We start from the raw sequence: 26,541 nt of genomic DNA on the forward strand, positions 1-26,541 counted from the left end.
CTCGTCTGTGGCGGCTACGTCCTGCTCTGCCTCAGCAACCGCGGCAGATGCGGCGAAGCATCGCGTTCAGCTTTGTATCATCCGGCCCAGGGGATTTCGCATTCAGTCTGGCCTGGCCCTCGATCCAGGATTGAAGCAGTTTCTCGCCTTCTGGCGACGGCGCCAGGTTTGGCTGCATCCCGTCGAAAGCTACGAGAACGGTTACTCTTTGCAGGTCGTCCTTTGCGTCGGCGGGCGGTTTCGGGAACGGCACCGATCGCTCGACCATCGCCAACGTCGCGGCGTCCAGCGGTGCGAAGCCCGTGCTTTCCACCAAAGCGCTTGAGATCAATTTGCCCGAGCGATCGACCACGAATGTGACGCCGGCATCAGCCCTTCGCCCGATCGCCTGGGGAGGAAATATTCTGTTGCGCCAGACATGCTCGGTGATCGCCTTGCGCCAAGCGGCTATGGCCCCGGACTCTGCGAGGCCGGAAGCCGGTGTGCTCAGCACGAGACCGTTGTTCGGCACCTGGAATTGACGGCCCTTGAAGACAATCGGGACCAAGAAATGGAAAGTTTCTTCCTTCAGCTCCGAAGGTGGCTCGGGAAACGGTTGGGCGCGGGCGACGATTTCCAGCGCAGCATCGTCGAGCAGTCGCGAGCCGCTGCTCGCAGCCAGTCCCCGCGAGACCAATTTGCCGGACCTGTCGATGACGAAGCCCACCTTGGCCTCACCGGTTTGCCCCAGGGCCTGGGCTGGTAATAATCTGCTCTTGGCGATGTGTGCTGACAGCCTCGTCTTCCAGGCCTGGGCACTTTCGCTCTGCGTTTCAGTCTGTGCGTGCGCCGGGAAAGCGGCGAGGAATCCGAGAAATGCGGCCAGTAAGGGGATTTTCATGTGCATCATTGGGGATACTAATCGCCGGCCGGTTGATTGCAAGGTTCGTTGCGCGCATCGCGTTCACCCCGGTTTGGGGTGATGGAGCGACCGCGAGCCCGGCCGCTTGACGCCGTCCAAATTGCCCCGTTGATACGTCGGGCCGATGACGTCCATCGCAGCCTCAAGCCGCCGGGAGGATACGGACCATGGACCAGCAACTCCTCGATCGTCTTGCCATCCGCGACCTCGTCGAGAACTGGGCGGTGTGGCGCGACGCCGGCGACTGGGAGCGCTTTGCCACGGTCTGGCACGAAGAGGGCTGGATGTCGGCGACCTGGTTTCAGGGGCCGGCGCGGGATTTCATGCGCGTCAGCCAGGAGGGTTTTGCCAGGGGCGTGCGCATCCTGCACTTCCTCGGCGGCACCAGCATCGATCTTGCGGGTGCGCGAGCGATCGCGCAGACCAAGATGACCATCTCGCAGCGCGGCCTCGTGCACGACGTGCTCTGCGACGTCGTTTGCACCGGACGCTTCTACGATTTCCTGGAGAAGCGGCACGACAAATCAGGCATCGGCAAATGGGGCATCGTCCGCCGCCAGCCGATCTACGAGAAGGACCGGATCGACCCGGTCGATCCCGCCGCGACGCTTCGGCTCGACCAGAAAGTGCTCGCTGCACTCCCAGAAGGCTACCGCCACCTCGCCTACATGCAGGAGCTGATCGGCTACAAGGTCAAGCGCGACATGCCGGGGCTCACCGGCGCTGAGGTCGAGAAGCTCTATGGCGAGGGCCGGGAGTGGCTGGCAGGAACGGCGAAGTAGACGCCAGACAAAAGTAAGGCGCGACTGGCATCACCACAGTCGCGCCCTACGTCGCCGGCTTATGGGGCAGGGGGGAATAGCCGGCTGCTGAGACGACTCCCGTGGGCGAAAGTCGTTCCACGGCTCGCGAAATATTTTGCCGGTCTGCAGCATTTTTCGCACACGGTTAAGTGATCGTAGCTGTCGAGAACCCCCGATCCTGCGGCGGCGTTGTTCCCGTGACCGCTATGGGGCCGAGGGATCGCAGCCATGTCACAGATTCAAAAGGTTTTTTTGAGTGCAATAGCGGTCGTCGCCACGCTCGGTGCCGTGCAACTGGCCTCCGGCCACGACCTCGCGGACCGCTGGCAGGCGGTCGCCGACATTCCCAGCGGCACCTCCAACGTCGTCCCGGGCCACAACGTCAACCGCGCCGCCAAGGCAGACCGGCTCGCCGAGATCAAGCCGGCAGCCGTTCCCACCCGCACGGTGTCGATGCGGCTGAACGACCTTGCCGATACGTCGGTTCTGTTGCGGGTTCCCGCGGTCATCGAGACCGGCAATGCCAAGACCCCGGTGCTGCTTCAGAACCAGAAGAAGCCTCGCAACAAGCCGACGATCGCCTGTGAGCCGATGGTCAGCTCGCTGACGGAGGTCGCAAGGCTGCTCCAGCCCGGCCGCTGCGTGACCTGATCCGCGCCGCCAGCGTACTTGGCGGACCCAGACTTCACATCCTCTTGATCCGCCGTTGCCTCGCGCTATATCCGGGTTCCCTCCCTTTTGTTTGACCGGGTAAGCGCATGACGACGTCAGATACGGCTGTGCATACGCAGCCTTTCCAGGCCGAAGTTTCCGAACTGCTGCACCTGATGGTGCACTCCGTTTATTCGGAAACCGACATCTTCCTTCGCGAGCTCATCTCCAACGCCTCCGATGCCTGCGACAAGCTGCGCTACGAGGCCATCGCCAGTCCCGCTCTGCTGGCCGAGGGCGACGCCCTCAAGATCCGCATCATCCCGAACAAGACGGCCAGGACGCTCACGATCGCCGACAACGGCATCGGCATGGAGCGGCAGGAGCTGATCGACCATCTCGGCACCATCGCCCGCTCCGGCACCAAGGCGTTCGTGTCCAAGCTGAAAGAGGCCAAGGACGGGCTCGGCCTGATCGGTCAGTTCGGCGTCGGCTTCTATTCCGCCTTCATGGTCGCCGAGAAGATCGTCGTGGTCAGCCGCCGTGCCGGCGAGAGCGATGTCTGGACCTGGACGTCCTCCGGCGGCTCCGGCTTCGAGATCGCCCGTGCCAGCGACGAGGAGGCGGCGCGCGTGACGCGCGGCACCGAGATCGTCCTGCACCTGAAGGACGACGCCAAGAAATATCTCGAGACCTACGAGATCGAGCGCATCGTCACCGCCTATTCCGACAACATCCTGTTTCCGATCGAGCTCTTGCCCGAACAAGGCGAGCCGCGCCAGATCAATTCGGCGAGCGCGCTGTGGCAGCGCTCCAAATCCGAGCTGACGGCTGACGATTACAAGAAGGCCTATCAGCAGATCGCTTCCGCTTTCGACGATCCCGCGATGACGCTGCACTACCGCGCGGAAGGACGTTACTCATACGCCGTGCTGCTGTTCGCGCCCTCGGCCAAGCCGTTTGACCTGTTCGAGCCGAACCGCAAGGGCCGCGTGAAGCTCTACGTGCGCCGCGTCTTCATCACCGACGATGCCGACCTCTTGCCAGGGTACCTGCGCTTCATCCGCGGCGTGGTCGACAGCGAGGATCTTCCGCTCAACATTTCGCGCGAGATGCTCCAGAACAATCCGCAGCTGGCGCAGATTCGCAAAGCCGTGGCGACCCGGGTCGTGTCCGAGCTCGAAAGCCTTGCCGAGAAGGATCCGGAGAACTTTGCCAAGATCTGGGACGCCTTCGGCGCGGTGCTGAAGGAAGGCATCTACGAGGACTTCGAACGGCGCGAAAAGCTGCTGGCGCTGTCGCGCTTCACCACCACGTCGGGCGAGAAGCGGTCGCTGAAGCAGGTTGTCGCCGATTTCAAGCCGAACCAGACCGAGATCTATTATCTCGTCGGCGACAGCATCGAGCGGCTGAAGTCCAATCCGCGGCTGGAAGCTGCGACCGCGCGCGGCATCGAGGTGCTGCTGCTGTCGGATCCCGTCGACGCGTTCTGGACCTCGATGCCCTCGGATTTCGAAGGCAAGCCGCTGAAGTCGCTGAGCCAGGGCGATCTCAATCTCGATTTGATCCCGCGTATCGACGATAAGGACGAGCCGAAGAAGGACGAGCCAGCTGCGGACGAAGCAGCCACCATCGCGGTGATCAAGGCCGCGCTCGGCGAGCGCGTCAGCGACGTCAAGGCCTCGACGCGCCTCACCAGCTCGGCCTCCTGTCTCGTCGCCGACAGTCAGGGCCCGAGCCGCGAGCTCGAGCGTATCTTGTCGCAGCAGAATCGTGGCATGAAGACCAAGCCGATCCTCGAGATCAATTTGCGCCATCCGCTGGTCACCGCGGTCACCAAGGCGCAAGCGGGCTCGAAGGTCGTCGACGATCTCAGCCTGCTCCTGCTCGAACAGGCGCAGATTCTGGACGGCGAATTGCCGGAAGACCCGGCTGCGTTCGCGGCACGGCTGAACCGGCTCGTGTTGCAGGGGCTCGGCGGCTAGCGCTGCCTCGCAGCATCATTCGGACCGCGCTTGACCTGGGTGTCCGATCGCTCGGCGCGCATCGCTTCTGGCGCTGCGCGTCCCGCTCACCTTGACGTCATCAGGTCTCAGGAACAGTCGCGGACGAGGAGATGTTGTGTCATATGAAGCGACGTCAGCAATTCGAGGATTTCCCATGCGCTTGTCATTCCTCACTCTTACCGCGATCTTCACGCTGCTGGGCGCAGCGGATGCCAGTGCGCAGAGATACGATCCGGCCTTTCCCGTCTGCATGCACCGCTACGTCGGTGGCCCGAGTGGCGGAGGCGGTGACTATTTCGACTGCTCGTTTACCTCGTTGGAGCAGTGCCGCGCCACGGCCTCGGGCCTTGCCGCGACCTGCGACCTCAATCCCTATTACGCCTTCAACGAGTCGCCGCCGCCGCGCCGGCGTCCCAGGAAGGTACACTGAGGCGAGCGGGACCAAAGCCCAGGACTTCTGCAATTCATTGCACTTTCGACCTGATCACACCCGTCGGCGCGCTGCCGGCTTGGCTGCGCCGCCGACGACAGTTAATCGCGCCCTAACCGGGCTTTACCTTGTCTTTTAACGCCTAGGTCAGGGCGCGCGGGCTAAACTGCGGAAACCGCAGATCGCCCGAAAGAGTGAACAATATGACCACCGGCGTCATCGAGCAGCCGAAAGCCGCGCGCGCACCGTCGGCTTCCAAGATCTGGTTGAGGGCGATCGAGCTCACCGCGCGAATCGAAACGCTGCCGGGCCGCCTGTTCGCCGATGTCGTCGACGATTGGGCGCAGCGCCAACCGAACCGCGTCGCGCTGGTGGCGGAGGAGGCAAGCCTCGATTACCAAGGCCTGTCGAAGAGGATCAATCGCTACGCCCGCTGGGCGCGCTCGGTCGGCCTTGCCAAGGGCGATACCGTTGCGCTGATCATGCCGAACGGCATCGACTATGTCGCGGCCTGGCTCGGAATCAGCCGTGTCGGCGGCGTGGTCGCGCTGATCAACACCAAGCTCGTCGGACAATCGCTTGCGCACTGCCTCGACGTCGCAATGCCCTCGCATGTCATCGTTGCGCATCAGCTGACGGGAATCCTGGACAGCGCGGCGCCTCATCTGAAGGCGGACCCAAAAGTCTGGACGCATGGCGATAGCCGCAGCGAACGTGCGATCGACGTCGCACTTGCCGTTCTCGACGACGGCCCGCTTGCGCCCGAGGAGCACGGCGACGTCACGATCGACGATCGTGCGCTGCTGATCTACACCTCCGGCACCACTGGCCTGCCGAAAGCGGCCAGCATCAGCCACCGCCGCATCCTCAATTGGGGCTTCTGGTTCGCAGGCCTCACCAGCGCGACGCCACAGGATCGGCTCTACGATTGTCTGCCGCTGTTCCATTCGGTCGGCGGCATCGTCGCGCCGTGCAGCATGCTGGCCGCCGGCGGTTCGGTGGTAATCGCCGAGAAATTCTCGGCCTCGCATTTCTGGTCCGACATCGTCCGGCACGACTGCACGCTGTTTCAATATATCGGCGAGCTCTGCCGTTACCTGCTCAAGGCGCCGCCCTCGGAATACGAGAACCGGCACCGCCTGCGGCTCGCCTGCGGCAACGGCCTACGCGGCGACATCTGGGAAGATTTCCAGGCGCGGTTCGCCATTCCGCGCATCCTCGAATTCTACGCCGCGACCGAAGGCAATTTCTCGCTGTTCAATGTCGAGGGCCAGCCGGGCGCGATCGGCCGTATCCCGCCGCTGCTCGCGCACCGCTTTCCTGCCAGTCTCGTCAAGCTCGACCCCGATAGCGGCGCGCCGCTGCGCAATGCCGAGGGCTTCTGCATCGCCTGCAGCCGCGGCGAGGCCGGCGAAGCCATCGGCCGCATCGGCACCGCGGACGAGGGCGGCGGGCGCTTCGAGGGCTACACCGATGCCGGCGAGACCGACAAGAAGATCCTGCGCGACGTCTTCGCCAAGGGCGATGCCTGGTTCCGCACCGGCGATCTGATGCGGATGGACGACAAGGGATTCTTCCATTTCGTCGATCGTATCGGCGACACGTTCCGCTGGAAGGGCGAGAATGTCGCGACCTCGGAGGTGAACGACGCTGTGCGCGATTTCACCGGCGTGGTCGATGCCACCACCTATGGCGTCAGCGTTCCCGGCGCCGACGGCCGGGCCGGCATGAGCGCCATCGTCGCGAACGAGGGGTTTGACATCAGAGCGCTGCCCGCCCATCTGGCGCAACGCCTGCCGGTGTACGCCCGCCCCCTCTTCATCCGCATCTCGCGCGAGCTCGATGCCACCGAGACCTTCAAGCAGAAGAAGGGCGAGCTCGCCCGCGAGGGATTTGATCCGGCCGCGATCTCCGATCCGCTGTTCATGCTCGACCCGACAGTCGGCGCCTATGTCGCGCTGGACGCGGAGACGTATGCGGCCATCTCGGGCGGTATGATCAGGCTGTAGAGCAACCAAAATCGCCAGATAGGTCCAATTTTATCTGAATTGTCCAAGAAGCCATTTACTTCTGTCGGGTAAACAGAGCGCCATGGGGAGGCGGACATCAAGAGCCGCCGTAACAACGAGATCGATAACAAAAGCGAGCCAGCCATGTCGGTAAGGTCAAAGGTCATTGAAGCGATCCAGCAGATCGCCAAGGAGCAGCACGTCACGCTTCCCGCCCTCTCGGACGATCTGTCCCTGCACGAGACGGGCTTTGACTCGCTCGCCTTCGCAATCCTCGTCGCACGTCTGGAAGACGAGACCGGCATCGATCCCTTCACGATTTCCGAGGACGCAGCGTTCCCCACCACGGTGGGCGATTTCGTGCGGGCCTACGAAAATGTCCCCGCGTGAGATCTTTGCGCTTCGCGACCATCTCGGCGCGGAGCTGAAGGGCCGCACCATCTCCGATGCGCATGACGTCGTGTCGCTGACCGACATCCTGTCGCACACGGTCCTGGGCGGCCGGTTGCACGAGCTGTCCGGCCGCGCCGTGCTGCTCAAGCTGTCGGACCAGCTCCGGTCCGGCCTTGCCATGATCGAGCTCGACGGCATCGCCCGCCGCATGCTGCTATGTCCGCCGGACCTCAATCCGGCGCATCTCGATGCCTTGATCGCGGATGCCGGCATCGATGCCGTCGTCACCGACGAGCCCGATCGCTGGGCTGCGTCCGGCGTGTCGCTGGTCGTCACCGCGCAATTGCCGCTGCAAGCCGCCGCGCCCGCCAAGACCGAGCGCGGCACCGAATGGCTGATGCTCACCTCGGGCACCTCGGGCGTGCCAAAGATCGCCGGCCATACGCTGGAAGCCTTGACCGGGGCGATCGTCGCCGAAGGTCCATCGCGTGGTCCGGTACCGGTCTGGGCGACGTTCTACGACATCCGCCGCTATGGCGGCCTGCAAATCTTTCTCCGCGCCATCCTTTCCGGCGGCTCGTTGGTGCTGTCCGATCCCCATGAGGCGCTCGCCGACCACGTCGCGCGGCTGAAGGCGCGCGGTGTCTCGCATATCTCCGGCACGCCCTCGCACTGGCGCAAGCTCCTGATGAGCGGCTCGGCCGCGCAATTCGCCCCGGCTTACGTCCGCCTCTCCGGCGAGATCGCCGACCAAGCCGTGCTCGACGGCCTGAAGGCGGCATTCCCCAATGCGTCCGTTGGCCATGCCTATGCCTCGACCGAGGCCGGCGTCGGTTTCGCCGTCAATGACGGGCTGGAAGGCTTTCCGGCCGATTATCTCGGCAACCGCAACGGCGTCGAGATGAAGGTCGTCGACGGCTCGCTGCGCATCCGCTCGACGCGCACGGCCCATGCCTATATCGGTCGCGATGCGGCGTCGCTCACCGACGACGACGGCTTTGTCGACAGCGGCGACATCGTCGAGCTGCGCGGCGACCGCTATTATTTCGTCGGCCGTCGCGGCGGCATCATCAATATCGGCGGGCTGAAGGTGCACCCCGAGGAGATCGAGGCGGTGATCAACCGCCATCCGGATGTGCGAATGTCGCGCGCGAAGTCGCGCAAGAGTCCGATCACCGGCGGCATCGTGGTCGCGGACGTGATACTCGCTGAGAGCACCGATCCGGCGCGGGCGAAAGAGATCCGCGACCAGATCCTGGAGCTGTGCCGCGCCCAGCTCGCATCCCACAAAGTGCCGGCGGTGCTCCGTTTCGTCGAGGCGCTCGACGTCACCCCGGCCGGAAAACTGGCGCGAACCGATGCATAACGTTCTCGTCACCGGCGGCAGCCGCGGCATCGGGCTCGCGATCGGCAAGCGCCTTGTTGCTGCCGGCTTCAACGTCATCGCGGCAGCGCGGCGCGAAAGCGACGAGCTCAACGCGGCCATCGCTGCCGCCGACGGGCGCCTGCATTTCCGCGCCTGCGATCTTGCCGTGATCGATGCAATCCCGGCCTTCGCAAAGCTCGTGCGCGACGAATTCGGCCCGATCTACGGCCTCGTCAACAATGCCGGTCTCGGCACCGAAGGCCTGCTCGCCACCATGCACAATTCCGAGATCGAGGCGCTGGTGCAGCTCAACGTGCTGTCGCCGATCATCCTCACCAAATATGTGGCCCGGCAAATGATGGCCGACGGCGCCGGCCGGATCATCAACATCTCCTCGATCATCGCGACGACGGGCTATAACGGCCTGTCCGTGTACGGCGCGACCAAGGCCGCCGCGACCGGCTTCACCCGCTCGCTCGCGCGCGAGGTCGGCAAGCTCGGCATCACCGTGAACGCGATCGCGCCGGGCTTCATCGACACCGAGCTCACCCACAATCTCTCCGAGGAAGGCCGCAAGCGCATCGCGAGCCGCAGCGCGCTGCGCCGGCTGCCGGAGACGGACGACGTCGCGCGCATGGTGGAATACCTTTTGGGCGAAGGCGGCCGCAACGTCACCGGCACCGTGTTCACCATCGATGCCGGGAATACGGCGTAGGCGGAACCCGGCTGCCACAATTGCCTTGATCAGGCACAATGACAGCCAGCCGGATTTGGTCGTAAGATGCCCCGCAATCGATTGGGTTACGTCAATCGATCTGCCCTAATCGAAGGGGAGCAGTCGATGGCCACTTCAAACATGACCGCTTCAAGCCGGGCCCCCACGGAGTCAGTGCGCGTGAGGTCGGATGAGGTTCGCTGTCCGCCGATGTCGCATCAGAATTCCGGTGATCACGGCCACGAGGCGTATCCGCAGCAATTCGTGCGTTTGATCGGCTGCCACGACGTCCCTGCATCCCAGCTGCGCAAGCGCCAGGACGACAAACTGCACTAGCCGCTCACGGCCGCTGCTTCGGCAGGTCTATCCGTTCGTGTGAAAATTCCGGCGGTCCTTCGGTGAGGCGGCGAATGCGGCGCTCGCGCTCGTCTGCTGGCAATGCCGGGTCGAGCAGCGACTCGATCTCATGCACTGCGATCTCTTCGAGCTTGGTGGCGTCCGATGTGATCGGGTGTGGTGGCGCAGAGACCGGGAGCGCCGTCTTCAGGCCCAGCTCGATCAGCTTGCAGATCGCATCCGAGCGGGTCAGGCGGTGAGCTTCAGCCCAGGCATCGACGGCCTCGGTCAATTTTTCCGGCATCTTCACCGCGCTGATCGGGTCGAGACCCGTGGGCCGGCGGACCGGAGAGGTGGAGTCCTTGCTGCTGACGTCGGGCACCTCGATCTTCCCATGCAACCCCTTGGAGCCGCCCGACGATAGCCGCTCTCCCCGGATGGTCGTTTGATGCCGATCAATGATCCCGCCGCGGCATGCAACGCTGCCGCATCTTGTTGTCGGGGCCGGTTTCGGCCAATGATCGAAAATGACGCGGGCCAGCGAACCCGGATCGATCCTGCCACGTATTTTGTTTCGCATTCCAACCATCCGGCATCCCGATGAGCTCAGGCGAGTCCTTCTATGGCGGCATTCCCGTCTTCCGAGGCTTCACCAGCCTGATGGACCCTGCGCTCTACGCGCCGCTGCCGGACGACTGGAGCATCGGTGTTGCCGATATCGTCGATTCGACCAAGGCGATCGCCGCGCAGCGCTACAAGGCCGTGAACATGGCGGGCGCCGCCGTGATCGCGGCGGTGACCAATGCGCTCGAGGGGCGGGAATTCCCCTTCGTGTTCGGCGGCGACGGAGCCAGCTTCGCGGTGGCGCCTGATGATGTCGAGCTTGCCCGCCAGGCGCTGGCCGCGACCGCGACTTGGGTGCGCGAAGACCTCGATCTGACCCTGCGCGTCGCCTTGGTGCCGGTCAGCGTCATTCGCGCACACGGCCTCGATGTGCGCGTCGCCCGGTTCGGGCCGTCGGCCAACCTGTCCTATGCGATGTTTTCGGGCGGCGGGCTCGCCTGGGCCGATGCCGCGATGAAGCGCGGCGAGTTTGCCGTCGAGGAGGCGCCTGCCGGCACGCAGCCGGACCTTTCGGGCCTGTCGTGTCGTTTCGAGGTGATGCCGGCCGCGCGCGGCCTGATCCTGTCGGTGCTGGTGATGCCGGCGCGCGGCGTCGATCCGCAGGCCTTCCGCAAGGTGATCGAGGACATCATCCATCTCGTCGAGCGCAGCCCGGACGGCGGCCGCCCGGTGCCGCCGCAGGGGCCGGCGCTGAAATGGCCGCCGCAGGGCGTGGAATTCGAGGCCCGCACCCGCACCAGGCGCGGGGGTCCGCTGCTCGCGCGCAGAGCCAGCGTGCTGGCCTATACGCTGTTCGCCTATCTCATCATGCGCTTCGACATCAAGATCGGCGGTTTCGTGCCGAGCCGCTACAAGCGCCAGGTCGTCGAGAACTCGGACTTCCGCAAATACGACGACGGCCTTCGAATGATTCTCGACTGCACGCCGCAGCTCGAGCGTGCGTTGAGCGATCGTCTCGCGGCCGCGGCGCGCGAGGGCATCGTGCGCTACGGCCTGCATCGGCAGGATGCCGCGATGATGACCTGCTTCACGCCGTCGGCGCTGCGCAGCGATCACGTCCACTTCATCGACGGCGCGCGCGGCGGCTATGCCTCGGCCGCGACGGCGCTGAAGGCGATGATGGCAGCGAGTTAGCGCCCCGCGCGGGTCCAGGTCTCACCGCCGCAGAGCGCGCCGACGCAGCCTTCGACCCGCAGCGCGTCCGCGCCAGTCAGGCTGATGTTGCTCGCATAAGTGCTGCCGTCGTCGGCGTTGTAGATCTGGCCCGACCATTTGTTCGGTCCCGCCGGCTCCATGCCGCTGAACAACGGCAGGCCGATCATCGGACGCCTGGCGAGGGCGGGATTGGGATTCTTGCTGTCGGTGGCCGGCTGGCCGGTCGCGGTGTCCATGGGCTCGCGCAGCCAGACGATGTGGCCGCAGATGCCGCCGCCGCATCTGCTGATCTTGACGCGCGCATCGCCCGCCTGGGTGAGCCAGGTCCCTTCGGCGCTTTGCGCATAGGCGGAAGGCGCACCGATTAGCGCAGCCAGAATGACGGTGAGAGCGGCGAATCTGAATGTCATGGAGTGGAGCCCTGGAATGGAGGCGCCTCCATAGCAGCAAATCGAGCGCGCGCAACGCCCGCGGGAATCACATTTCTGAGCTTAGCTGCCCGCTTACTTGCCTGCGATCATTTGCCCCAGCGCGCGAAACCGACCGAGGCGGCGGTCGAGAGCCCAAACACGACCATGGCGCCGCCGACCAGCGCGAACAGGGCCCAGGCCGGAGCCTGCGCGGTCATCAGTCCGATGCCGCCGATCGCGACGATCAGAAGCCGTGCCGTGGAAGCGAGCACGGGGCCGCCGACGCGTGCGGCGCCTTGCGAAGAGAAGTAAAGCGACACGCCCATGCCGAAGAAAACGAAGGCCGGACCTGCCCAGTGGAAATAGCTGTGCGCGGCGGCGGTGACGCCGGGATCGCGCGTGAAGAGCCCGACCCACAGCGACGGCGCGAGCGCAACAGTGAGGCCGATCAGCCCCACCGTGAATCCTGAGGCCGCAGCCGCGGTCCAGGCCACGCGCCGCGCGCGCTTCACATGTCCGGCGCCGATCGCCATGCCGACCATCGGCACCGAGGCGATGCCGAAGGCGAAGGTGATCGGGATCAGCAGAAACTCCAGCCGCGAGCCGATGCCGTAGCCGGCCAGCATCTCGGTGCCGAAGGTCGCGAGGATTTTTGTGAAGATTAGAATGGTGAGCACAGTCTGCAGCGGCGACAGGCAGGCCACCGCGCCGACCTTGAGGATGTCCAGAAACATCGCCCGCTCGAAATGAAAGGCGCGGAGATTCAGTGGCAACCGGCTGCGGCCTGACATGAGATACCAAAGGAAGAACAGCGCGGCGCAGCTGAACGCGATCAGCTGGCCGCTCGCCACGCCCGGCATGCCGAATTGCGGCACGCCGAACAGGCCGAGCCCCAGCGTGCCGCCGAGCACGATCTGGAGCACGCTCGCTCCGATCAGAATCATCGAAGGCAGGCGCATGTCACCAGTGCCGCGGATCACCGAGGCCAGCGTGTTGACGAGCCAGATCGCGACCGCGCCGGAGAACAGCACCTGCGAATAGCCGCAGGCTTCCTCGAGCACGCGCTCGCGTCCGCCGAGCAGCGCAAAGAAGGATCGGCCGAAGGCGAGCATCGTCACCGTGAAGAACAGCCCGCCGCAAAGGCCGATGATGGCGGCATGCAGCGCCAGCGTCGCGGCGCGGTCGCGATCCCCTGCGCCGAGCGCGCGGCTGATCGCAGAGGAGACGCCGCCGCCCATCGCGCCGGCGCTCATCATCTGCGTCAGCATCGCGAACGGAAACACCAGCGCGATCGCGGCGAGCGGGATGGTGCCGAGCCGGCCGATATAGGAGGTCTCGGCCACCGCAACCAGCGTGCTGCCGACCATCGCGATCATGTTGGGGATCGCGAGCCGCAGCAGCGTCGGCAGGATCGGCGCGGTCAGGAGGCTGGCGATGGGGGAGGCGACCGGCGCAACCGGCGGGACGGCATCTAAAGGGGCGTCGATCGTCATGTGCCACGGTGCGGAATATTGGATGATGATCGACATATTATAGTGGCATGAGACAGCCGGCGCAGCCCTGGCTCACGCAGGGCTCACCACGGCAGGCCGCATAGGTCGATGGTGCCCATGGTCGGCGCGCGCACGATGTGGAAGACATAGGGTGCCATGTAGGTGAACCGGATCCGCCCTTCCGGCTGCTCGCAATAGACCTCGCCGTTGAAGGGCACCCAGCTCCGGGCCGCATAGAAGGCCGCGTTGTGCGGCTCGCAGACCAGCAGCGCGAAACGGACCGCCTCGTTGGCGCGGATCGTATGCACCGCTGCCTCGATTGCCGTGGTTGCATAGCCACGGCCGCGCTGGTCTTCCCGCGTGCAGACGCCGCCGATGCCGCCGACGTGAACCTTCTGTCCGTTCCAGGTGATGGTGCGGAAGTAGATTCCGACATGGCAGACGAGACCAGCCTCGGGCGTCTCGATCAGCACGCGGAGATCGGCATTGGCCCATTTGACATGAGCCCAGGGCTTGCCCGCGATCAATTGCGGTCCCCAGACCGCCTGATGCAGCGGTTCAGCAATCGGCCACGAGGCGTCGCCGTTCAATATGTCGATCTCGATGCTCATGGCGTGGGTCCTTCACAACTCCGCTTCGTGGCGCGTTTGTTCTGTCTTAAGCGCTTCAAAGGCAATGATATTTTACTGCAAATCGCAGGTCTGATCGACGGCGGCTGGTTGCGATGAATCTGTGCATTCAGGCAGGGCGCGCCCGGTCACGCCTTTTCGCAAATTCTGATGTATTTAATGGCGGCGGAACCTTCTATAAGGGGTGACCGTTAGAACTCGTTCCCCACCAGTTGCGGACAAGAAGCCATGACCTTTACGCTGCCCCCACTCCCTTACGCCTATGACGCCCTCGGCCAGTACATGTCGAAGGAGACGCTGGAATATCACCACGACAAGCATCATCAGGCCTACGTCACCAACGGCAACAACGCGCTCAAGGGGACCGAATGGGAAGGCAAGTCCCTTGAGGAGATCGTCAAGGGCTCGTTCGGCAAGAACCCTGCGGTGTTCAACAACGCCGGCCAGCACTACAACCACATCCACTTCTGGAGCTGGATGAAGCCCAATGGCGGCGGCACCAAGCTGCCGGGCAAGCTCGAGAAGAAGATCAACGAGGACCTCGGCGGCTTCGAGAAGTTCAAGGCCGACTTCCAGGCGGCCGGCGTCGGCCAGTTCGGCTCCGGCTGGTGCTGGCTCCAGGTGAAGAACGGCAAGCTCGAGATCTCCAAGACCCCGAACGGCGAGAATCCGCTGGTGCACGGCGCCACCCCGATCCTCGGCTGCGACGTCTGGGAGCACTCCTACTACATCGACTATCGCAACCGCCGTCCCGATTATCTCAAGGCGTTCGTCGAGAACCTCGTGAACTGGGAATACGTGGAGTCCCTGTTCGAGAAGGCGTGACGGTGTCATTCCGGGGCGCGCGAAGCGCGAGCCCGGAATCCATTTGTCCGCTCGGGTGATGCCCGATGGATTCCGGGCTCGGCGCTGACGCGCCGCCCCGGAATGACGGAAACAAAGGCGGTCGCAGGCGCGACCGCCTTTTTTGCTGTGCGGAATTGCCCTGCGCGGCGCGCGCATGGGTCTGTCGTCACACCGTTTGCATCGCATCGGCGGCGCCTTTAATCAGGACGCGCATCACCCTCGAGCGACCCAGCCCGTTGTCAGAACCTTCCCCGAACAATCCGGCGCCTTCCGGCGACGCGGAATCCGAGCCGCGGCCGGGCCGGGTCCGCAAGCCGATCGGCTGGTCGACCATCATCATCGCAGCCCTGGTGGCGGTCAGTGCGGCACTGGTTTGGCGGCGGGACGGCACTGACGGCGTTCTCGACATCCTCACCCACGATCTCTCGCTGTTCTCGGGCATCCTGCCGCGCGTGCTCGCCGGCTGCCTGTTAGGGGCCTTCATCTCGGAAATCCTGCCGCACGAGAAAGTCTCGCGCTCGCTCGGGCCGAAATCCGGCCTGATGGGCCTGCTGATCGGCACGGCGTTCGGTGCGATCCTGCCCGGCGGTCCCTTCACCGCCTATCCGGTGGCGAGCGCACTGCTCGCGGTCGGCGCCGATTTCGGCGCAACCATTGCCATGGTCGTAAGCTGGACGTTGATCGGCTATGGCCGGGCGGTCGCCTGGGAAATCCCGATCATGGGCACCGATTTCACGCTGTGGCGGATCGTGATCTCGCTGCCGCTGCCGGTGCTCGCGGGCGCCCTCGGCCGCTTCGTCTATATCAGGCTCTATCCGAAGCCGCGCGCGAAGGACGACGAGAGTTGAGCGCTGCGCTCCTGATCGACATCCTGCTGTGGGGCTCGGTGCTCGGCGTCGGGCTGATCGCCTATCGTCGTGGGCGCCCGGTGTTCGTGGCATCCTTGCGCGAAGGCACGATGGACTTCGTCAACATTGTGCCGCGGATTGCGCTTGGCGTGATCGGCTCCGGCTATATCGCCGCCATCATCCCGCAGGAGGTGATCACCGGCTGGCTCGGCCCGGATAGCGGCTGGCTCGGGGTAGCCACCGCCGTGGTCGCCGGCGCCGCGACGCCCGGCGGCCCCGTGGTCGGCTTCTCCATCGGCACGGTCGCGCTGAAGTCGGGCGGCGGGGTGCCGCAGGTGGTCGCCTATGTCGTCGCCTGGGCGCTATTCGCCTTCCAGCGGGTGGTCTTGTGGGAGATCCCGTTCATGCCCGCCCGTTTTGTCTGGTTCCGCTGCGCCGTCTCGGTGCCGTTCCCGTTCGTGGCGGCGGCGATCGCCATGGTGATCGGCAAGCCCTGAGCCGCCGGAATGACAGGCCGGCCGTGGACAGGCGTAATGTTATAATATAACGTCCGCAAATGGCTCCCGCCGCATCCCACGCCCACCAGCACGACCATGCTCATGGCCATTCCCACGGCCACGGGCATCCGCACGCGCACGATCACACCCATGCCCATGCCCACGATGCGGCCTCGCCGCATCCGGCCCAGGCCGCGCCCTGGTCGATCCTGCGCATGACCATGGCGGGCCGTCTCGCGGCCGCACTCGCCGTCTGTGCGGTGATGTGGGGCATCGTCTTGCTGGCGATGAGGTGACGATGGCAGCGCTGCACTTCCACAATCTCACGCTCGGCTATGACCGCCACCCCGCCGTGCATCATCTCAGCGGCGAGGTCGCGCCGGGCGCGCTGGTTGCGGTGATCGGCCCGAACGGCGCCGGCAAATCGACCCTGTTGCGCGGCATCGTCGGCATTCTCAAGCCGCTCGACGGGACGATCCATCTCGGCGGACTCGATGCCCGCGACATCGCCTACCTGCCGCAAAGCGCGGAGATCGACCGCAGCTTCCCGATTTCGGTGTTCGATTTCATCGGCACCGGGTTGTGGCGTGGCACAGGCCTGTTCGGGGGCATCGGCAAAGCCTCGCGCGACAAGATTTTGCGTGCGATCGCGTCCGTTGGCCTCAGCGGCTTCGAGAACCGCCCAATCGGCACGCTCTCCGGCGGCCAGATGCAGCGCGTGCTGTTCGCGCGTGTGCTGCTCCAGGATGCCAGCCTGATCGTGTTAGATGAGCCGTTCAACGCCATCGACGGCAAGACCACCACTGATCTGCTCGCGCTGGTGAAGCGCTGGCACAGCGAGGGCCGCACCGTGCTCGCCGCCCTGCACGATATGGAGATGGTGCGCAACCACTTCACTGAGACGCTGGTGCTGGCGCGCGGCCCGGTCGCGTGGGGGCCGACGGCGGAGGTGCTGACGCCGGAGAACCTGCTGGTCGCGATGCGGATGTGCGAGGCCTTCGACGACAGCGCCGCGGCCTGCGCGGCCGATGATGTCGGCTCGCGGGCGGCCTGATATCCGATGCTCTATGACGCGCTGATCGGTCCGTTCACCGAGTTCGAGTTCATGCGGCGCGCGCTCGCGGCGGTGATCGCGCTGGCGCTGGCGGGCGCGCCGATCGGCGTGTTCCTGATGCTGCGCCGGATGAGCCTCGTCGGCGACGCCATGGCGCATGCGATCCTGCCCGGCGCGGCGATCGGTTTCCTGCTCTCCGGCCTCAATCTGTTCGCGATGACCGCCGGCGGCCTGATCGCCGGCTTTGCCGTCGCGATCCTCGCTGGCGTCGTCGCGCGCTCGACCGGGCTGAAGGAGGACGCCTCGCTCGCGACCTTCTATCTCGCTTCGCTGGCGCTCGGCGTCACCATCGTCTCGATCAAGGGGACCAATATCGACTTGCTGCACGTGCTGTTCGGCAACATCCTCGCGATGGACGACCAGACGCTGCTGGTGGTGGCCTTCAACGCCACGGTGACGCTGCTGGTGCTCGCAGTGATCTACCGCCCGCTGGTGATCGAGAGCGTCGATCCCCTGTTCCTGCGCACCGTGAGCCGGGCCGGCGGCCCGGCTCATCTCGCCTTCCTCGCACTGGTCGTCATCAATCTCGTCAACGGCTTTCAGGCACTCGGCACGCTGCTGGCGGTGGGTCTGATGATCCTGCCTGCGGGCATCGCAAGGTTCTGGTCGCGCGATCTCACCGCGATGATCTGCATCGCCGTCATTGCTGCTGGGGTCTCCGGCTATGCCGGCCTCGTGCTCTCATTCCAGACCCGCGTGCCCTCGGGCCCCGCGATCATTCTGGTGGCGACGGTGCTCTACATCGTCTCCATCCTGTTCGGCCGCGTCGGCGGCATCGTCCGGCAGCTGTTTCCCGGCCGGCATCTGGAAGCATGACGATGCGGTTCATCCTGTTTTGTGCGCTGTTGCTGGTCACCTCGCCGCTCGAGGCCGCGGAGCGGCTCAACGTCGTCGCGAGCTTCTCGATCCTCGGCGATTTCGTCCGCAATGTCGGTGGTGATCGCATCAACCTGACGACGCTGGTCGGGCCCGACAGCGACGTCCACGTCTATACGCCGGCGCCAGCGGATGCGAAGCGGATCGCGGCGGCGAAGCTCGTCATCGTCAACGGGCTCGGGCTGGAGGGCTGGCTGCCGCGCCTCGTGCAATCCTCAGGGAGCAAGGCGCAGGTGGTCACCGCAAGCACCGGCATCGCGCCGTTGAAATTGGGTTCGGCCGCTGATCCCCACGCCTGGCAGTCCATTCCGAACGCGAGGATCTACGTCACGGACATCGCCAATGCGCTGGCCGCAGCCGCTCCTGACGACGCGGAGTTCTTCCGCGACCAGGCCAGGTCCTATCTGGAAAAGCTCGAAACACTGGACCGCGAGGTCCGCGAGGCGATCGCAAAAATCCCGCCGGAGCGGCGCAAGGTGATCTCCACCCACGACGCCTTCGGCTATTTTTCCGCCGAATACGGTATCCAGTTCATCGCACCCCTGGGCGTCTCCACGGAAACCGAGCCGAGCGCGCGCGATATCGCAGCCATCATCGGCCAGATCAAGGCCCAGAAAATCCCGGCCGTGTTCCTTGAAAATATCACCGACGATCGCCTGATCCGGCGGATCGCGGCCGAGACCGGCGCCAGGGTCGGTGGGACCCTGATTTCGGACGGTCTGACCGGCGAAAAGGGCCCTGCACCCACTTACATTGACATGGTCAGGCACAATATAAAGGCACTGACCAGCGCGCTTGACCATTAGGGCAGGGGCCACCCCGCCTCGCGTCGCGCGAAAAAGCCTTGTAGTCCGGAGTTGTTATGTCTGACGCGACCTCCCAGAAGATTCCCGTGACCGTGCTGACCGGCTATCTCGGTGCCGGCAAGACCACGCTGCTCAACCGCATCCTGTCGGAGAACCACGGCAAGAAATACGCCGTCATTGTCAACGAATTCGGCGAGATCGGCATCGACAACGACCTCATCATCGGCGCCGATGAGGAAGTGTTCGAGATGAACAACGGCTGCATCTGCTGCACCGTGCGGGGCGACCTCGTCCGCATCATGGACGGCCTGATGAAGCGCAAGGGCAAGTTCGACGCCATCATCGTCGAGACCACCGGTCTTGCCGATCCCGCGCCCGTCGCCCAGACCTTCTTCGTCGACGAGGACGTGCAGAAAAACGCCCGGCTCGATGCGGTCGTGACGGTCGCCGACGCCAAATGGCTGTCCGACCGTTTGAAGGATGCGCCTGAGGCCAAGAACCAGATCGCCTTTGCCGACGTCATCGTTCTGAACAAGACCGACCTCGTCAACAAGGGCGAGCTCGCCGAGGTCGAGGCCCGCATTCGCGGCATCAATCCGTATGCGAAGCTCCATCGCACCGAGCGCTGCGCGGTGGCGCTGGCCGACGTGCTCGACCGCGGCGCGTTCGACCTCGACCGCATCCTCGACATCGAGCCTGCTTTTTTGGAGGCCGACGATCATGACCACGACCATGATCATCACCATCACGGCCACGATCACCATCACCACGATGATCACGGTCACGGCCTGAAGCATTATCACGACGAGGAGATGCAGTCGCTCTCGCTCAAGACCGACAAGCCGCTCGATCCCAACGTGTTCATGCCCTGGCTGCAGAACCTGGTGCAGGTCGAGGGCGGCAAGATCCTGCGCTCCAAGGGCATCCTCGCCTTCCACGACGACGACGACCGCTACGTCTTCCAGGGTGTCCACATGATGCTGGAGGGCAACCACCAGCGGAAGTGGAAGGAGGGCGAGCCGCGCGAGAGCCGCCTCGTCTTCATCGGCCGCGAATTGCCCGAAGAGGCGATCCGCAAGGGTTTTGAGAGCTGCATCGTCTCGTGATGAAAGAGTTTACGCCGGCGCCCGAGTCCGCTTCGATCGTCTCCGTCACCGACCGCGTCAAGCCCATTACGCTCGGCATGGCCGTGACCTCGGTGCATTTCCTGAGGGATCGCGCCGCCTTCGTCGGCGGCGAGGAGAACGTCGCATTCGTCGATGCCAATTGCGAGATCACCACGGTTGTCGTGCATAGCGGCGGCATTCTCTCGACCGCCTCTGACGGCAAGCGCCTCGTCATGGGCGGCGACGACGGCAAGGTCGTCTCGCTCGATGCCAAGGGCGAGGTGACGCTGCTCGCCACCGATCCCAAGCGGCGCTGGATCGACGCGGTGGCGCTGCACGCCGACGGTGCCTTCGCCTGGTCGGCCGGCAAGGCCGCGACAGTCAAGAGCGGCAAGGCCGAGGAGAAGTCGATCGACGTGCCCTCGACCGTCGGCGGCCTTGCCTTCGCGCCGAAGGGCCTGCGGCTCGCAATCGCGCATTACAACGGCGTGACGCTGTGGTTTCCGAACATGGCGGGATCGGCCGAATTCCTGCCCTGGGCCGGCTCGCATCACGCGGTCACCTTCAGCCCCGACAACAAATTCCTGGTCACCGCGATGCACGAGCCGGCGCTGCACGGCTGGCGGCTCGCCGACAATAGGCACATGCGCATGACCGGCTATCCCGGCCGCGTCCGCTCGATGTCGTGGAGTGCCGGCGGCAAGGGGCTGGCGACCTCGGGCGCCGACACGGTGATCATCTGGCCGTTCGGCAGCAAGGATGGTCCGATGGGCAAGGAGCCCGCGATGCTCGCCCCGCTGCAGGCGCGCGTCTCCGTGGTCGCCTGTCATCCCAAGAACGACATCCTGGCCGCCGGTTACAGCGATGGCACCGTGCTGATGGTGCGTTTGGAAGACGGCGCGGAGATCCTGGTCCGCCGCAATGGCACGCCGCCGGTGGCCGCGCTCGCCTGGAACGCCAAAGGCACGCTACTGGCGTTTGCCGACGAAAATGGGGACGGCGGTCTGCTCGAGCTTTAATCTGTCATGGTTCCCGCCGTATAGGGAACCATGCGATTTCTGACGACCTTCCAGCTTGCCGACTTTGGCGACACCCTGGTCAGCCTGATCACGGCCTTCGTGCTGGGCACACTGATTGGCGCCGAACGACAATACCGCCAGCGCACCGCGGGCCTGCGCACTAATGTGCTGGTCGCGGTGGGCGCGGCCGCCTTCGTCGATCTCGCCATGCACCTGACCGAGGCCGATGGCGCGGTGCGGGTGATTTCCTACGTCGTCTCCGGCATCGGCTTCCTCGGCGCTGGCGTCATCATGAAACAGGGCATGGACGTGCGCGGCCTCAACACCGCGGCGACACTGTGGGCCTCGGCTGCGGTCGGCTCCTGCGCCGGCGCCGACATGGTCGCGCAGGCGGCCGCGCTGACCGTGTTCGTCATCGCCGGCAACACCATGCTGCGCCCGCTGGTCAACGCCATCAACCGCATCCCGCTGAATGAGAAGGCGCTGGAGGCGACCTACTACTTCAAGCTCGCGGTTGCGGCCGACGGATTGCCCGACATGCGCGACCGCCTCGTCGACAAGCTCGAGGCGGCGAAATATGCGGTGGCCGATATCGAAGTCGCCGAGGTCAGCGAGGACATTCTGGAGATCGCCGCCAAGCTGGTTGCGAGTGCGGTCGACCCGAACGAGCTGAACGCGGTCGCGACCGATCTGCAACATCTGCCGGGCGTGCGGCATGCGACCTGGGAAGTCAGCACGACGGAGTAGCGCGGCGTTTTGGCGCGTGCCCGAGTGGTTCCCGCCGTTTCGGTTCCGGAACCGGCGCGCCCCAGCTTCGTTGGTCCCGTGGACAAAGGCGGTGATCGACATGCTCGGCCGAGATGACAAGCGTAGACTGAAGCTCCACCTGACAATCGGCGCTGCGATTTTCGCAGCAGGCGTTGTGGTGTCGGTGATGTCGCTGGCGCAAATCCGCGCCGAAAGCCGGATGCAGCTCGCGCAGGCGACACCCCCGCTCCAGGGCACCCCGTCCGACGAACAGAGCAAGGTGCCCGCGGAGGCCAAGCCCGGCGGCGACCGGCCCACGACGCCAGCCCCCGAGCCTGCACGGCCGGAGCCGCAGACGCAGGGCGCGGCAGGCGCGGGCAAGCCCGCGCTGCCGCCCGCCCCGGCGGAGAAGATCGCCCCGCCGATCGAGAAGAAGTAGGTCGCTTCGTCATTCCGGGGCGCGCGCAGCGCGAGCTATGGTGCGCAATTGCGCACCTGAGAATCCATCCATCCGCACGTATTGCCGCCCGATGGATTCCGGGCTCGACGCTGCGCGTCGCCCCGGAATGACGGGTGGAGAGAGCCTGCCCTCACCGCACCAGGATATTCTTGAACTGCCAGGGATCGCTGGTGTCGATATCCTCCGGGAACAGCCCCGGACGATCCGTCAGCGGGGTCCAGTCGGTGTAAAAACCCTTCACCGGGCCGAGATAGGGCAGCTGGATTTCGAGCAGGCGCTCGAAATCCATCTCGTCGGCTTCGACGATGCCCTCGTTTGGGTTCTCCAGCGCCCAGACCATGCCGCCGAGCACGGCGGAGGTCACCTGCAGGCCGGTGGCGTTCTGGTAGGGCGCGAGCTCGCGGGTCTCTTCGATCGAGAGCTGCGAGCCGTACCAATAGGCGTTCTTGTCATGGCCGAACAGCAGCACGCCGAGCTCGTCGATGCCGTCGACGATCTCGTTCTCGTCGAGGATGTGGTGCTTCTCCTGCATCTTCCCGGCGCGGCCGAACATTTCATGCAGCGACAGCACGGCGTCGTCCGCCGGATGATAGGCATAGTGGCAGGTCGGCCGGTAGATCGCCTTGCCCGAGGCGTCGCGCACGGTGAAGTAATCGGCGATCGAGATCGACTCGTTGTGGGTGACCAGGAAGCCGTATTGTGCGCCGCGGGTCGGGCACCAGGTGCGCACGCGCGTGTTGGCGCCGGGCTGCATCAGATAGATCGCAGCGCCGCAGCCGGCTTCATGGGTATGCGCATTCTCGGGCATCCATTTCTCATGGGTGCCCCAGCCGAGCTCGGACGGCTGCATGCCTTCCGACAGGAAGCCTTCCACCGACCAGGTGTTGACGAAGACATCCGGCTCCTTCGGCTTCTTTGAGCGCTGGGTGTCGCGTTCGGCGATGTGGATGCCCTTGATGCCGGCCTGCCGCATCAGGTCTGCCCATTCGGCCTTGGTCTTCGGCCTGGGGGCATTGAGCTTCAGATCGGCGGCGACATTGAGCAGCGCCTGCTTGACGAAGAAGGAGACCATGCCGGGATTGGCGCCGCAGCAGGAGACCGCCGTCATTGAGCCCTTGGGCCGCGCCTTCTTGGCGGCCAGCGTCACTTCGCGCAACGCGTAGTTGGAGCGCGCTTCCGGGCCCTTCGAGGAATCGAAATAGAAGCCGAGCCAAGGCTCGTTGACGGTGTCGATATAGAGCGCGCCGAGCTCGTTGCAGAGCTCCATGATGTCGGTCGAGCCGGTATCGACCGAGAGATTGACGCAAAAGCCCTGGCCGCCGCCCTCGGTGAGCAGCGGCGTCAGCACCTCGCGGTAATTGTCCTTGGTCAGGCCCTTCTGGATGAAGCGGACATTGTGCTTCTCGCAAAGCGCCTTGCGGCCCTCGTCCTTGGGATCGAGCACGGTGATGCGCGACTTGTCGTAGTCGAGATGCCGCTCGATCAGGGGCAGCGTGCCCTTGCCGATGGAGCCGAAGCCGACCATGACGATGGGGCCGGTGATCTTCGCGTAGATCTGCGAGGGAGGGCTCATGGATGGTTTCTCCGGAAAGTGCTGGCAGTGAGGGATGGATCAGGCGCTGCGGCGCTTGTCAGATGCTGCGGCGCTTGGCGGTGACTTCGATCTCGACCTTCATCTCGGGCCTGGCGAGGGCGCTGACGACCAGCAGCGTCGCCGCCGGCCTGATGTCGCCGAGGACCTCGCCGCAGACGGCGAAGTGGGCATCGATGTAGCTGGCGTCGGTCACGTAATAGGTCGCACGGACGATATCGGCCATCTCGAATCCGCCCTCCTGCAGAGCGGCTGCGATGGTCTTGAAGCAGTTGCGTGACTGGCTCGTGACATCGGCCGGCATCGTCATCGTGGTGTAGTCATAGCCGGTGGTTCCCGCGACGAAGGCGAACTCGCCGTCGATCACGGCACGGCTGTAGCCGACGGTCTTCTCGAGCGGAGAGCCGGTGGAGATCAGGCGACGGGACATCGGTCTGGGCCTCGACTGAAGGGGTGTTTCGCGGGGTTAAAGGGCGTTTCCGGCGCCTGCGCAACCCCAAAGGAACGGGCTTGGCGCAGGCGCCGCCAGACGTTGCCGCTCGATGCGATCTTCGCTACGCCAGCGATCCGTCAGGCCGCGTGCGCCTCAGGCGCGCGAACCGACCTCCGTTTGGGCAGGGCCGGGCCGGTTGGGACGATCATCCCGGCGGCGCCATCGAGCGCGCCGTCGGTGAACTCGATGGCCAGCAGGCGGTCGCGCTCGAACGGGCCCGGCAGCGACAGCTCCGCGGTCTTCTCAGTCGAGAAGCCGAAACGGGCGTAATAGGGGGCATCGCCGAGCAGGACGACGGCGTCGTGCCCGCGCGCCCGGGCGGCAGCCAGCGCTTGACGCATCAGCGCGGCGCCGATCCCGAGCTCGCGGCAGGCAGGGTCGACCGCCAGCGGTCCAAGGACCAGAGCGGGCCTGCCTCCGGCGCTGACATGCCACAGCCGCACGGTTCCCACGAGCTTGCCGTCGCGCATCGCCGACAGGGCAAGGCCTGCAGCGGGCGCGCGTCCGTCGCGCAGGCGCTGGCAGGTGCGGCCATGGCGGGTCTCGCCAAAGCAGGCATCGAGCAGCGCTTCGCGCACCGCGACGTCTCCAGCACGTTCCGCACGGATCACGAACGGAGCGGCTTTCGAGGTGAGGGCAACTTGCGGCTTCCGAGGAGCGGTCATGGCACGTCAGTCCCCGCTTGAACCGGCGTCCGCGCAGCACGCCTGTCCAAGACGTCATCAGAAATCGAGATGTTTGGATGAGGAGCCGGCGGACCGGCTCCCGGTTTCGTCAGGCCTCTGGAAATGAGAGGCGGATCTGATGTGGCAAATCAGATATGATACGTCTTCAGCGGTGGGATGCCGTTGAAGGCCACCGACGAGTAGGTTGACGTATAGGCCCCGGTGCCCTCGATCAGCACCTTGTCGCCGATCTCAAGCGTGACGGGAAGCGGATACGGGTTCTTCTCGTACAGCACGTCAGCGCTGTCGCAGGTGGGCCCAGCGAGTACGCACGGGGTCATGTCCGCGCCGTCGTGACGGGTGCGGATGGCGTAGCGGATCGACTCGTCCATGGTCTCGGCGAGACCGCCGAACTTGCCGATGTCCAGGTACACCCAGCGCACTTCGTCCTCGTCGCTCTTCTTCGAGATGAGCACGACCTCGGATTCGATGATGCCGGCGTTGCCCACCATACCGCGGCCCGGCTCGATGATGGTCTCCGGAATCTGGTTGCCGAAGTGCTTGCGCAGCGCGCGGAAGATCGACCGGCCGTAGGTGACGACCGGCGGCACGTCCTTCAGGTACTTGGTCGGGAAGCCGCCGCCCATGTTGACCATGGTCAGGTTGATGCCGCGCTCGGCGCAGTCGCGGAACACCTGCGAGGCCATCGCCAGCGCACGGTCCCACGCCTTCACCTTGCGCTGCTGCGAGCCGACATGGAAGGAGATGCCGCACGGCTCCAGGCCCTGGCGCTTGGCGAGGTCGAGCACCTCGACCGCCATTTCCGGGTCGCAGCCGAACTTGCGCGACAGCGGCCACTCGGCGCCGGCGCAGTCATAAAGGATGCGGCAGAACACCTTCGCAGCCGGCGCGGCACGGGCGACCTTCTCGACCTCGGCGGCGCAATCGACCGCGAACAGGCGAATGCCGAGCGCGAAGGCGCGCGCGATGTCGCGCTCCTTCTTGATCGTGTTGCCGAACGAGATGCGGTCAGGCGTCGCACCCGCAGCCAGCGCCATCTCGATCTCGGCGACCGTGGCGGTGTCGAAGCAGGAGCCCATGGAGGCCAGCAGGGACAGCACTTCCGGCGCCGGGTTCGCCTTGACGGCATAGAACACGCGGCTGTCGGGCAGCGCCTTGGCGAAGCTCTGGTAGTTGTCGCGCACGACCTCGAGGTCGACGACGAGGCACGGCTCGGTGTCGAGGCCATCCTTGCGGCGGTTGCGCAGGAATTCCTGGATACGTTCGGTCATGGCACTCTCCGGCGGTCCCAGCGACGGGATCCGTATCAACGTGACGTCTGATGAGAGTGCTTCAGCCGCATCGCGCGATGGAGGCGCGCTGAGGCCAAAAAACTCAAACCAGACTGTGCTGCCGTGGATTGGTTGGGAGAGTTTCCCGCCCGCTCACCTGGCAATGAAGGACAAGCCTTTTCAGTAGCCCGCGCCGGCGTTGGACTGCCGGTAGAGACCAAAAAAGCCCGATCCGTCGTTGCTTTAAGTCGCGTCCCCCG

The 26,541-nt window shown here is 65.1% G+C and carries 29 protein-coding genes and 1 pseudogene; 21 read left to right on the forward strand and 9 right to left on the reverse strand.

The window, feature by feature from the left end:
• Nucleotides 1–31: 31 nt before the first annotated feature.
• Nucleotides 32–889 (reverse strand): TonB family protein, encoded by an 858-nt coding sequence (locus HZZ16_RS31175; RefSeq protein ID WP_246510561.1) that lies wholly within the window; start codon nucleotides 887–889, stop codon nucleotides 32–34.
• Nucleotides 890–1,068: 179 nt separating this feature from the next.
• On the opposite strand from HZZ16_RS31175, the gene HZZ16_RS31180 reads away from it, so the two are divergent.
• The 9 genes from HZZ16_RS31180 to HZZ16_RS31220 all read left to right on the forward strand — a co-directional run bounded on the left by HZZ16_RS31180 (nucleotide 1,069) and on the right by HZZ16_RS31220 (nucleotide 9,610).
• Nucleotides 1,069–1,683 (forward strand): nuclear transport factor 2 family protein, encoded by a 615-nt coding sequence (locus tag HZZ16_RS31180; RefSeq protein ID WP_197953838.1) that lies wholly within the window; start codon nucleotides 1,069–1,071, stop codon nucleotides 1,681–1,683.
• Nucleotides 1,684–1,932: 249 nt separating this feature from the next.
• Nucleotides 1,933–2,355 carry a hypothetical protein gene (locus tag HZZ16_RS31185; RefSeq protein WP_197953839.1) on the forward strand — a complete coding sequence of 141 codons (423 nt, stop codon included), beginning with the start codon at nucleotides 1,933–1,935 and terminating at the stop codon, nucleotides 2,353–2,355.
• A gap of 107 nt (nucleotides 2,356–2,462) precedes the next feature.
• Nucleotides 2,463–4,340, forward strand: a complete 1,878-nt coding sequence (htpG, locus tag HZZ16_RS31190; RefSeq protein ID WP_197953840.1) for a molecular chaperone HtpG — start codon at nucleotides 2,463–2,465, stop codon at nucleotides 4,338–4,340.
• 175 nt (nucleotides 4,341–4,515) lie between these two features.
• Entirely contained in the window at nucleotides 4,516–4,791 is a 276-nt protein-coding gene (locus HZZ16_RS31195; protein ID WP_197953841.1) for a DUF3551 domain-containing protein, read from the forward strand.
• Nucleotides 4,792–4,985: 194 nt separating this feature from the next.
• Nucleotides 4,986–6,800 (forward strand): long-chain-acyl-CoA synthetase, encoded by a 1,815-nt coding sequence (locus HZZ16_RS31200; protein WP_197953842.1) that lies wholly within the window; start codon nucleotides 4,986–4,988, stop codon nucleotides 6,798–6,800.
• Between the two features lie 144 nt (nucleotides 6,801–6,944).
• A complete protein-coding gene (locus HZZ16_RS31205; RefSeq protein ID WP_197953847.1) occupies nucleotides 6,945–7,190 on the forward strand; it encodes an acyl carrier protein in 246 nt (81 codons plus the stop codon).
• On the forward strand, nucleotides 7,177–8,559 hold the full coding sequence (locus HZZ16_RS31210; RefSeq protein ID WP_197953849.1) for a class I adenylate-forming enzyme family protein: 1,383 nt from the start codon (nucleotides 7,177–7,179) through the stop codon (nucleotides 8,557–8,559). Before HZZ16_RS31205 ends, HZZ16_RS31210 begins: the two co-directional genes overlap by 14 nt.
• Nucleotides 8,552–9,274 (forward strand): SDR family NAD(P)-dependent oxidoreductase, encoded by a 723-nt coding sequence (locus HZZ16_RS31215; RefSeq protein WP_197953851.1) that lies wholly within the window; start codon nucleotides 8,552–8,554, stop codon nucleotides 9,272–9,274. Before HZZ16_RS31210 ends, HZZ16_RS31215 begins: the two co-directional genes overlap by 8 nt.
• A 126-nt stretch (nucleotides 9,275–9,400) precedes the next feature.
• The gene (locus HZZ16_RS31220) at nucleotides 9,401–9,610 is read left to right on the forward strand and encodes a hypothetical protein (protein WP_197953853.1); all 210 of its coding nucleotides are present in this window, start codon (nucleotides 9,401–9,403) and stop codon (nucleotides 9,608–9,610) included.
• A 4-nt stretch (nucleotides 9,611–9,614) separates the two neighbouring features.
• On the opposite strand, the pseudogene HZZ16_RS31225 reads toward HZZ16_RS31220, so the two are convergent.
• A pseudogene (locus tag HZZ16_RS31225) lies at nucleotides 9,615–10,069 on the reverse strand (hypothetical protein).
• Nucleotides 10,070–10,210: 141 nt separating this feature from the next.
• On the opposite strand from HZZ16_RS31225, the gene HZZ16_RS31230 reads away from it, so the two are divergent.
• Complete coding sequence (locus HZZ16_RS31230) at nucleotides 10,211–11,368, forward strand: DUF3095 domain-containing protein (protein WP_197953855.1); 1,158 nt, start codon at nucleotides 10,211–10,213, stop codon at nucleotides 11,366–11,368.
• Here the strand turns inward: HZZ16_RS31230 and HZZ16_RS31235 are convergent.
• From HZZ16_RS31235 to HZZ16_RS31245, 3 genes are all read right to left on the reverse strand, one after another.
• The gene (locus tag HZZ16_RS31235) at nucleotides 11,365–11,799 is read right to left on the reverse strand and encodes a DUF2147 domain-containing protein (protein ID WP_197953857.1); all 435 of its coding nucleotides are present in this window, start codon (nucleotides 11,797–11,799) and stop codon (nucleotides 11,365–11,367) included. The two genes, HZZ16_RS31230 and HZZ16_RS31235, sit on opposite strands and share 4 nt — an antisense overlap.
• A gap of 107 nt (nucleotides 11,800–11,906) precedes the next feature.
• Entirely contained in the window at nucleotides 11,907–13,292 is a 1,386-nt protein-coding gene (locus tag HZZ16_RS31240; RefSeq protein ID WP_197953901.1) for an MATE family efflux transporter, read from the reverse strand.
• An 83-nt stretch (nucleotides 13,293–13,375) separates the two neighbouring features.
• Nucleotides 13,376–13,903, reverse strand: a complete 528-nt coding sequence (locus HZZ16_RS31245) for a GNAT family N-acetyltransferase (RefSeq protein WP_197953859.1) — start codon at nucleotides 13,901–13,903, stop codon at nucleotides 13,376–13,378.
• A gap of 246 nt (nucleotides 13,904–14,149) precedes the next feature.
• Between HZZ16_RS31245 and HZZ16_RS31250 the strand changes: the two genes are divergently transcribed.
• The 11 genes from HZZ16_RS31250 to HZZ16_RS31300 all read left to right on the forward strand — a co-directional run bounded on the left by HZZ16_RS31250 (nucleotide 14,150) and on the right by HZZ16_RS31300 (nucleotide 22,219).
• Nucleotides 14,150–14,746: a superoxide dismutase gene (locus HZZ16_RS31250; RefSeq protein ID WP_061024641.1), complete on the forward strand. Its 597-nt coding sequence runs from the start codon at nucleotides 14,150–14,152 to the stop codon at nucleotides 14,744–14,746.
• A gap of 257 nt (nucleotides 14,747–15,003) precedes the next feature.
• On the forward strand, nucleotides 15,004–15,615 hold the full coding sequence (locus tag HZZ16_RS31255) for a permease (RefSeq protein WP_197953861.1): 612 nt from the start codon (nucleotides 15,004–15,006) through the stop codon (nucleotides 15,613–15,615).
• Nucleotides 15,612–16,112 carry a hypothetical protein gene (locus HZZ16_RS31260; protein ID WP_197953862.1) on the forward strand — a complete coding sequence of 167 codons (501 nt, stop codon included), beginning with the start codon at nucleotides 15,612–15,614 and terminating at the stop codon, nucleotides 16,110–16,112. The genes HZZ16_RS31255 and HZZ16_RS31260 overlap by 4 nt, the downstream gene beginning before the upstream one ends.
• 59 nt (nucleotides 16,113–16,171) lie before the next feature.
• A complete protein-coding gene (locus HZZ16_RS31265; protein ID WP_197953864.1) occupies nucleotides 16,172–16,408 on the forward strand; it encodes a hypothetical protein in 237 nt (78 codons plus the stop codon).
• A 2-nt stretch (nucleotides 16,409–16,410) separates the two neighbouring features.
• Nucleotides 16,411–17,166, forward strand: coding sequence for a metal ABC transporter ATP-binding protein (locus tag HZZ16_RS31270; protein WP_197953867.1), 756 nt, complete (start codon nucleotides 16,411–16,413; stop codon nucleotides 17,164–17,166).
• A gap of 6 nt (nucleotides 17,167–17,172) precedes the next feature.
• Nucleotides 17,173–18,042: a metal ABC transporter permease gene (locus HZZ16_RS31275; RefSeq protein ID WP_197953869.1), complete on the forward strand. Its 870-nt coding sequence runs from the start codon at nucleotides 17,173–17,175 to the stop codon at nucleotides 18,040–18,042.
• A gap of 2 nt (nucleotides 18,043–18,044) precedes the next feature.
• Entirely contained in the window at nucleotides 18,045–18,908 is an 864-nt protein-coding gene (locus HZZ16_RS31280; RefSeq protein WP_197953909.1) for a metal ABC transporter solute-binding protein, Zn/Mn family, read from the forward strand.
• Between the two features lie 56 nt (nucleotides 18,909–18,964).
• Nucleotides 18,965–20,014: a CobW family GTP-binding protein gene (locus tag HZZ16_RS31285; protein WP_197953870.1), complete on the forward strand. Its 1,050-nt coding sequence runs from the start codon at nucleotides 18,965–18,967 to the stop codon at nucleotides 20,012–20,014.
• Nucleotides 20,014–21,033: a WD40 repeat domain-containing protein gene (locus tag HZZ16_RS31290; RefSeq protein WP_197953871.1), complete on the forward strand. Its 1,020-nt coding sequence runs from the start codon at nucleotides 20,014–20,016 to the stop codon at nucleotides 21,031–21,033. Before HZZ16_RS31285 ends, HZZ16_RS31290 begins: the two co-directional genes overlap by 1 nt.
• Nucleotides 21,034–21,063: 30 nt before the next feature.
• Nucleotides 21,064–21,780, forward strand: a complete 717-nt coding sequence (locus HZZ16_RS31295; protein WP_197953872.1) for an MgtC/SapB family protein — start codon at nucleotides 21,064–21,066, stop codon at nucleotides 21,778–21,780.
• Nucleotides 21,781–21,880: 100 nt separating this feature from the next.
• Nucleotides 21,881–22,219 (forward strand): hypothetical protein, encoded by a 339-nt coding sequence (locus HZZ16_RS31300; RefSeq protein ID WP_197953873.1) that lies wholly within the window; start codon nucleotides 21,881–21,883, stop codon nucleotides 22,217–22,219.
• Nucleotides 22,220–22,370: 151 nt separating this feature from the next.
• On the opposite strand, the gene HZZ16_RS31305 is transcribed toward HZZ16_RS31300, so the two are convergent.
• The 4 genes from HZZ16_RS31305 to HZZ16_RS31320 form a co-directional block, all read right to left on the reverse strand.
• Nucleotides 22,371–23,813: a homospermidine synthase gene (locus tag HZZ16_RS31305; protein ID WP_197953874.1), complete on the reverse strand. Its 1,443-nt coding sequence runs from the start codon at nucleotides 23,811–23,813 to the stop codon at nucleotides 22,371–22,373.
• 58 nt (nucleotides 23,814–23,871) lie between these two features.
• Nucleotides 23,872–24,261: a RidA family protein gene (locus HZZ16_RS31310; RefSeq protein ID WP_197953875.1), complete on the reverse strand. Its 390-nt coding sequence runs from the start codon at nucleotides 24,259–24,261 to the stop codon at nucleotides 23,872–23,874.
• Between the two features lie 140 nt (nucleotides 24,262–24,401).
• Nucleotides 24,402–24,989: a GNAT family N-acetyltransferase gene (locus HZZ16_RS31315; RefSeq protein WP_197953876.1), complete on the reverse strand. Its 588-nt coding sequence runs from the start codon at nucleotides 24,987–24,989 to the stop codon at nucleotides 24,402–24,404.
• A 149-nt stretch (nucleotides 24,990–25,138) separates the two neighbouring features.
• Nucleotides 25,139–26,281, reverse strand: coding sequence for a type III PLP-dependent enzyme (locus HZZ16_RS31320; RefSeq protein ID WP_197953878.1), 1,143 nt, complete (start codon nucleotides 26,279–26,281; stop codon nucleotides 25,139–25,141).
• Nucleotides 26,282–26,541 lie beyond the last annotated feature (260 nt).

Source organism: Bradyrhizobium glycinis (assembly GCF_016031655.1).
In the GTDB taxonomy this organism is placed as follows: domain Bacteria; phylum Pseudomonadota; class Alphaproteobacteria; order Rhizobiales; family Xanthobacteraceae; genus Bradyrhizobium; species Bradyrhizobium glycinis.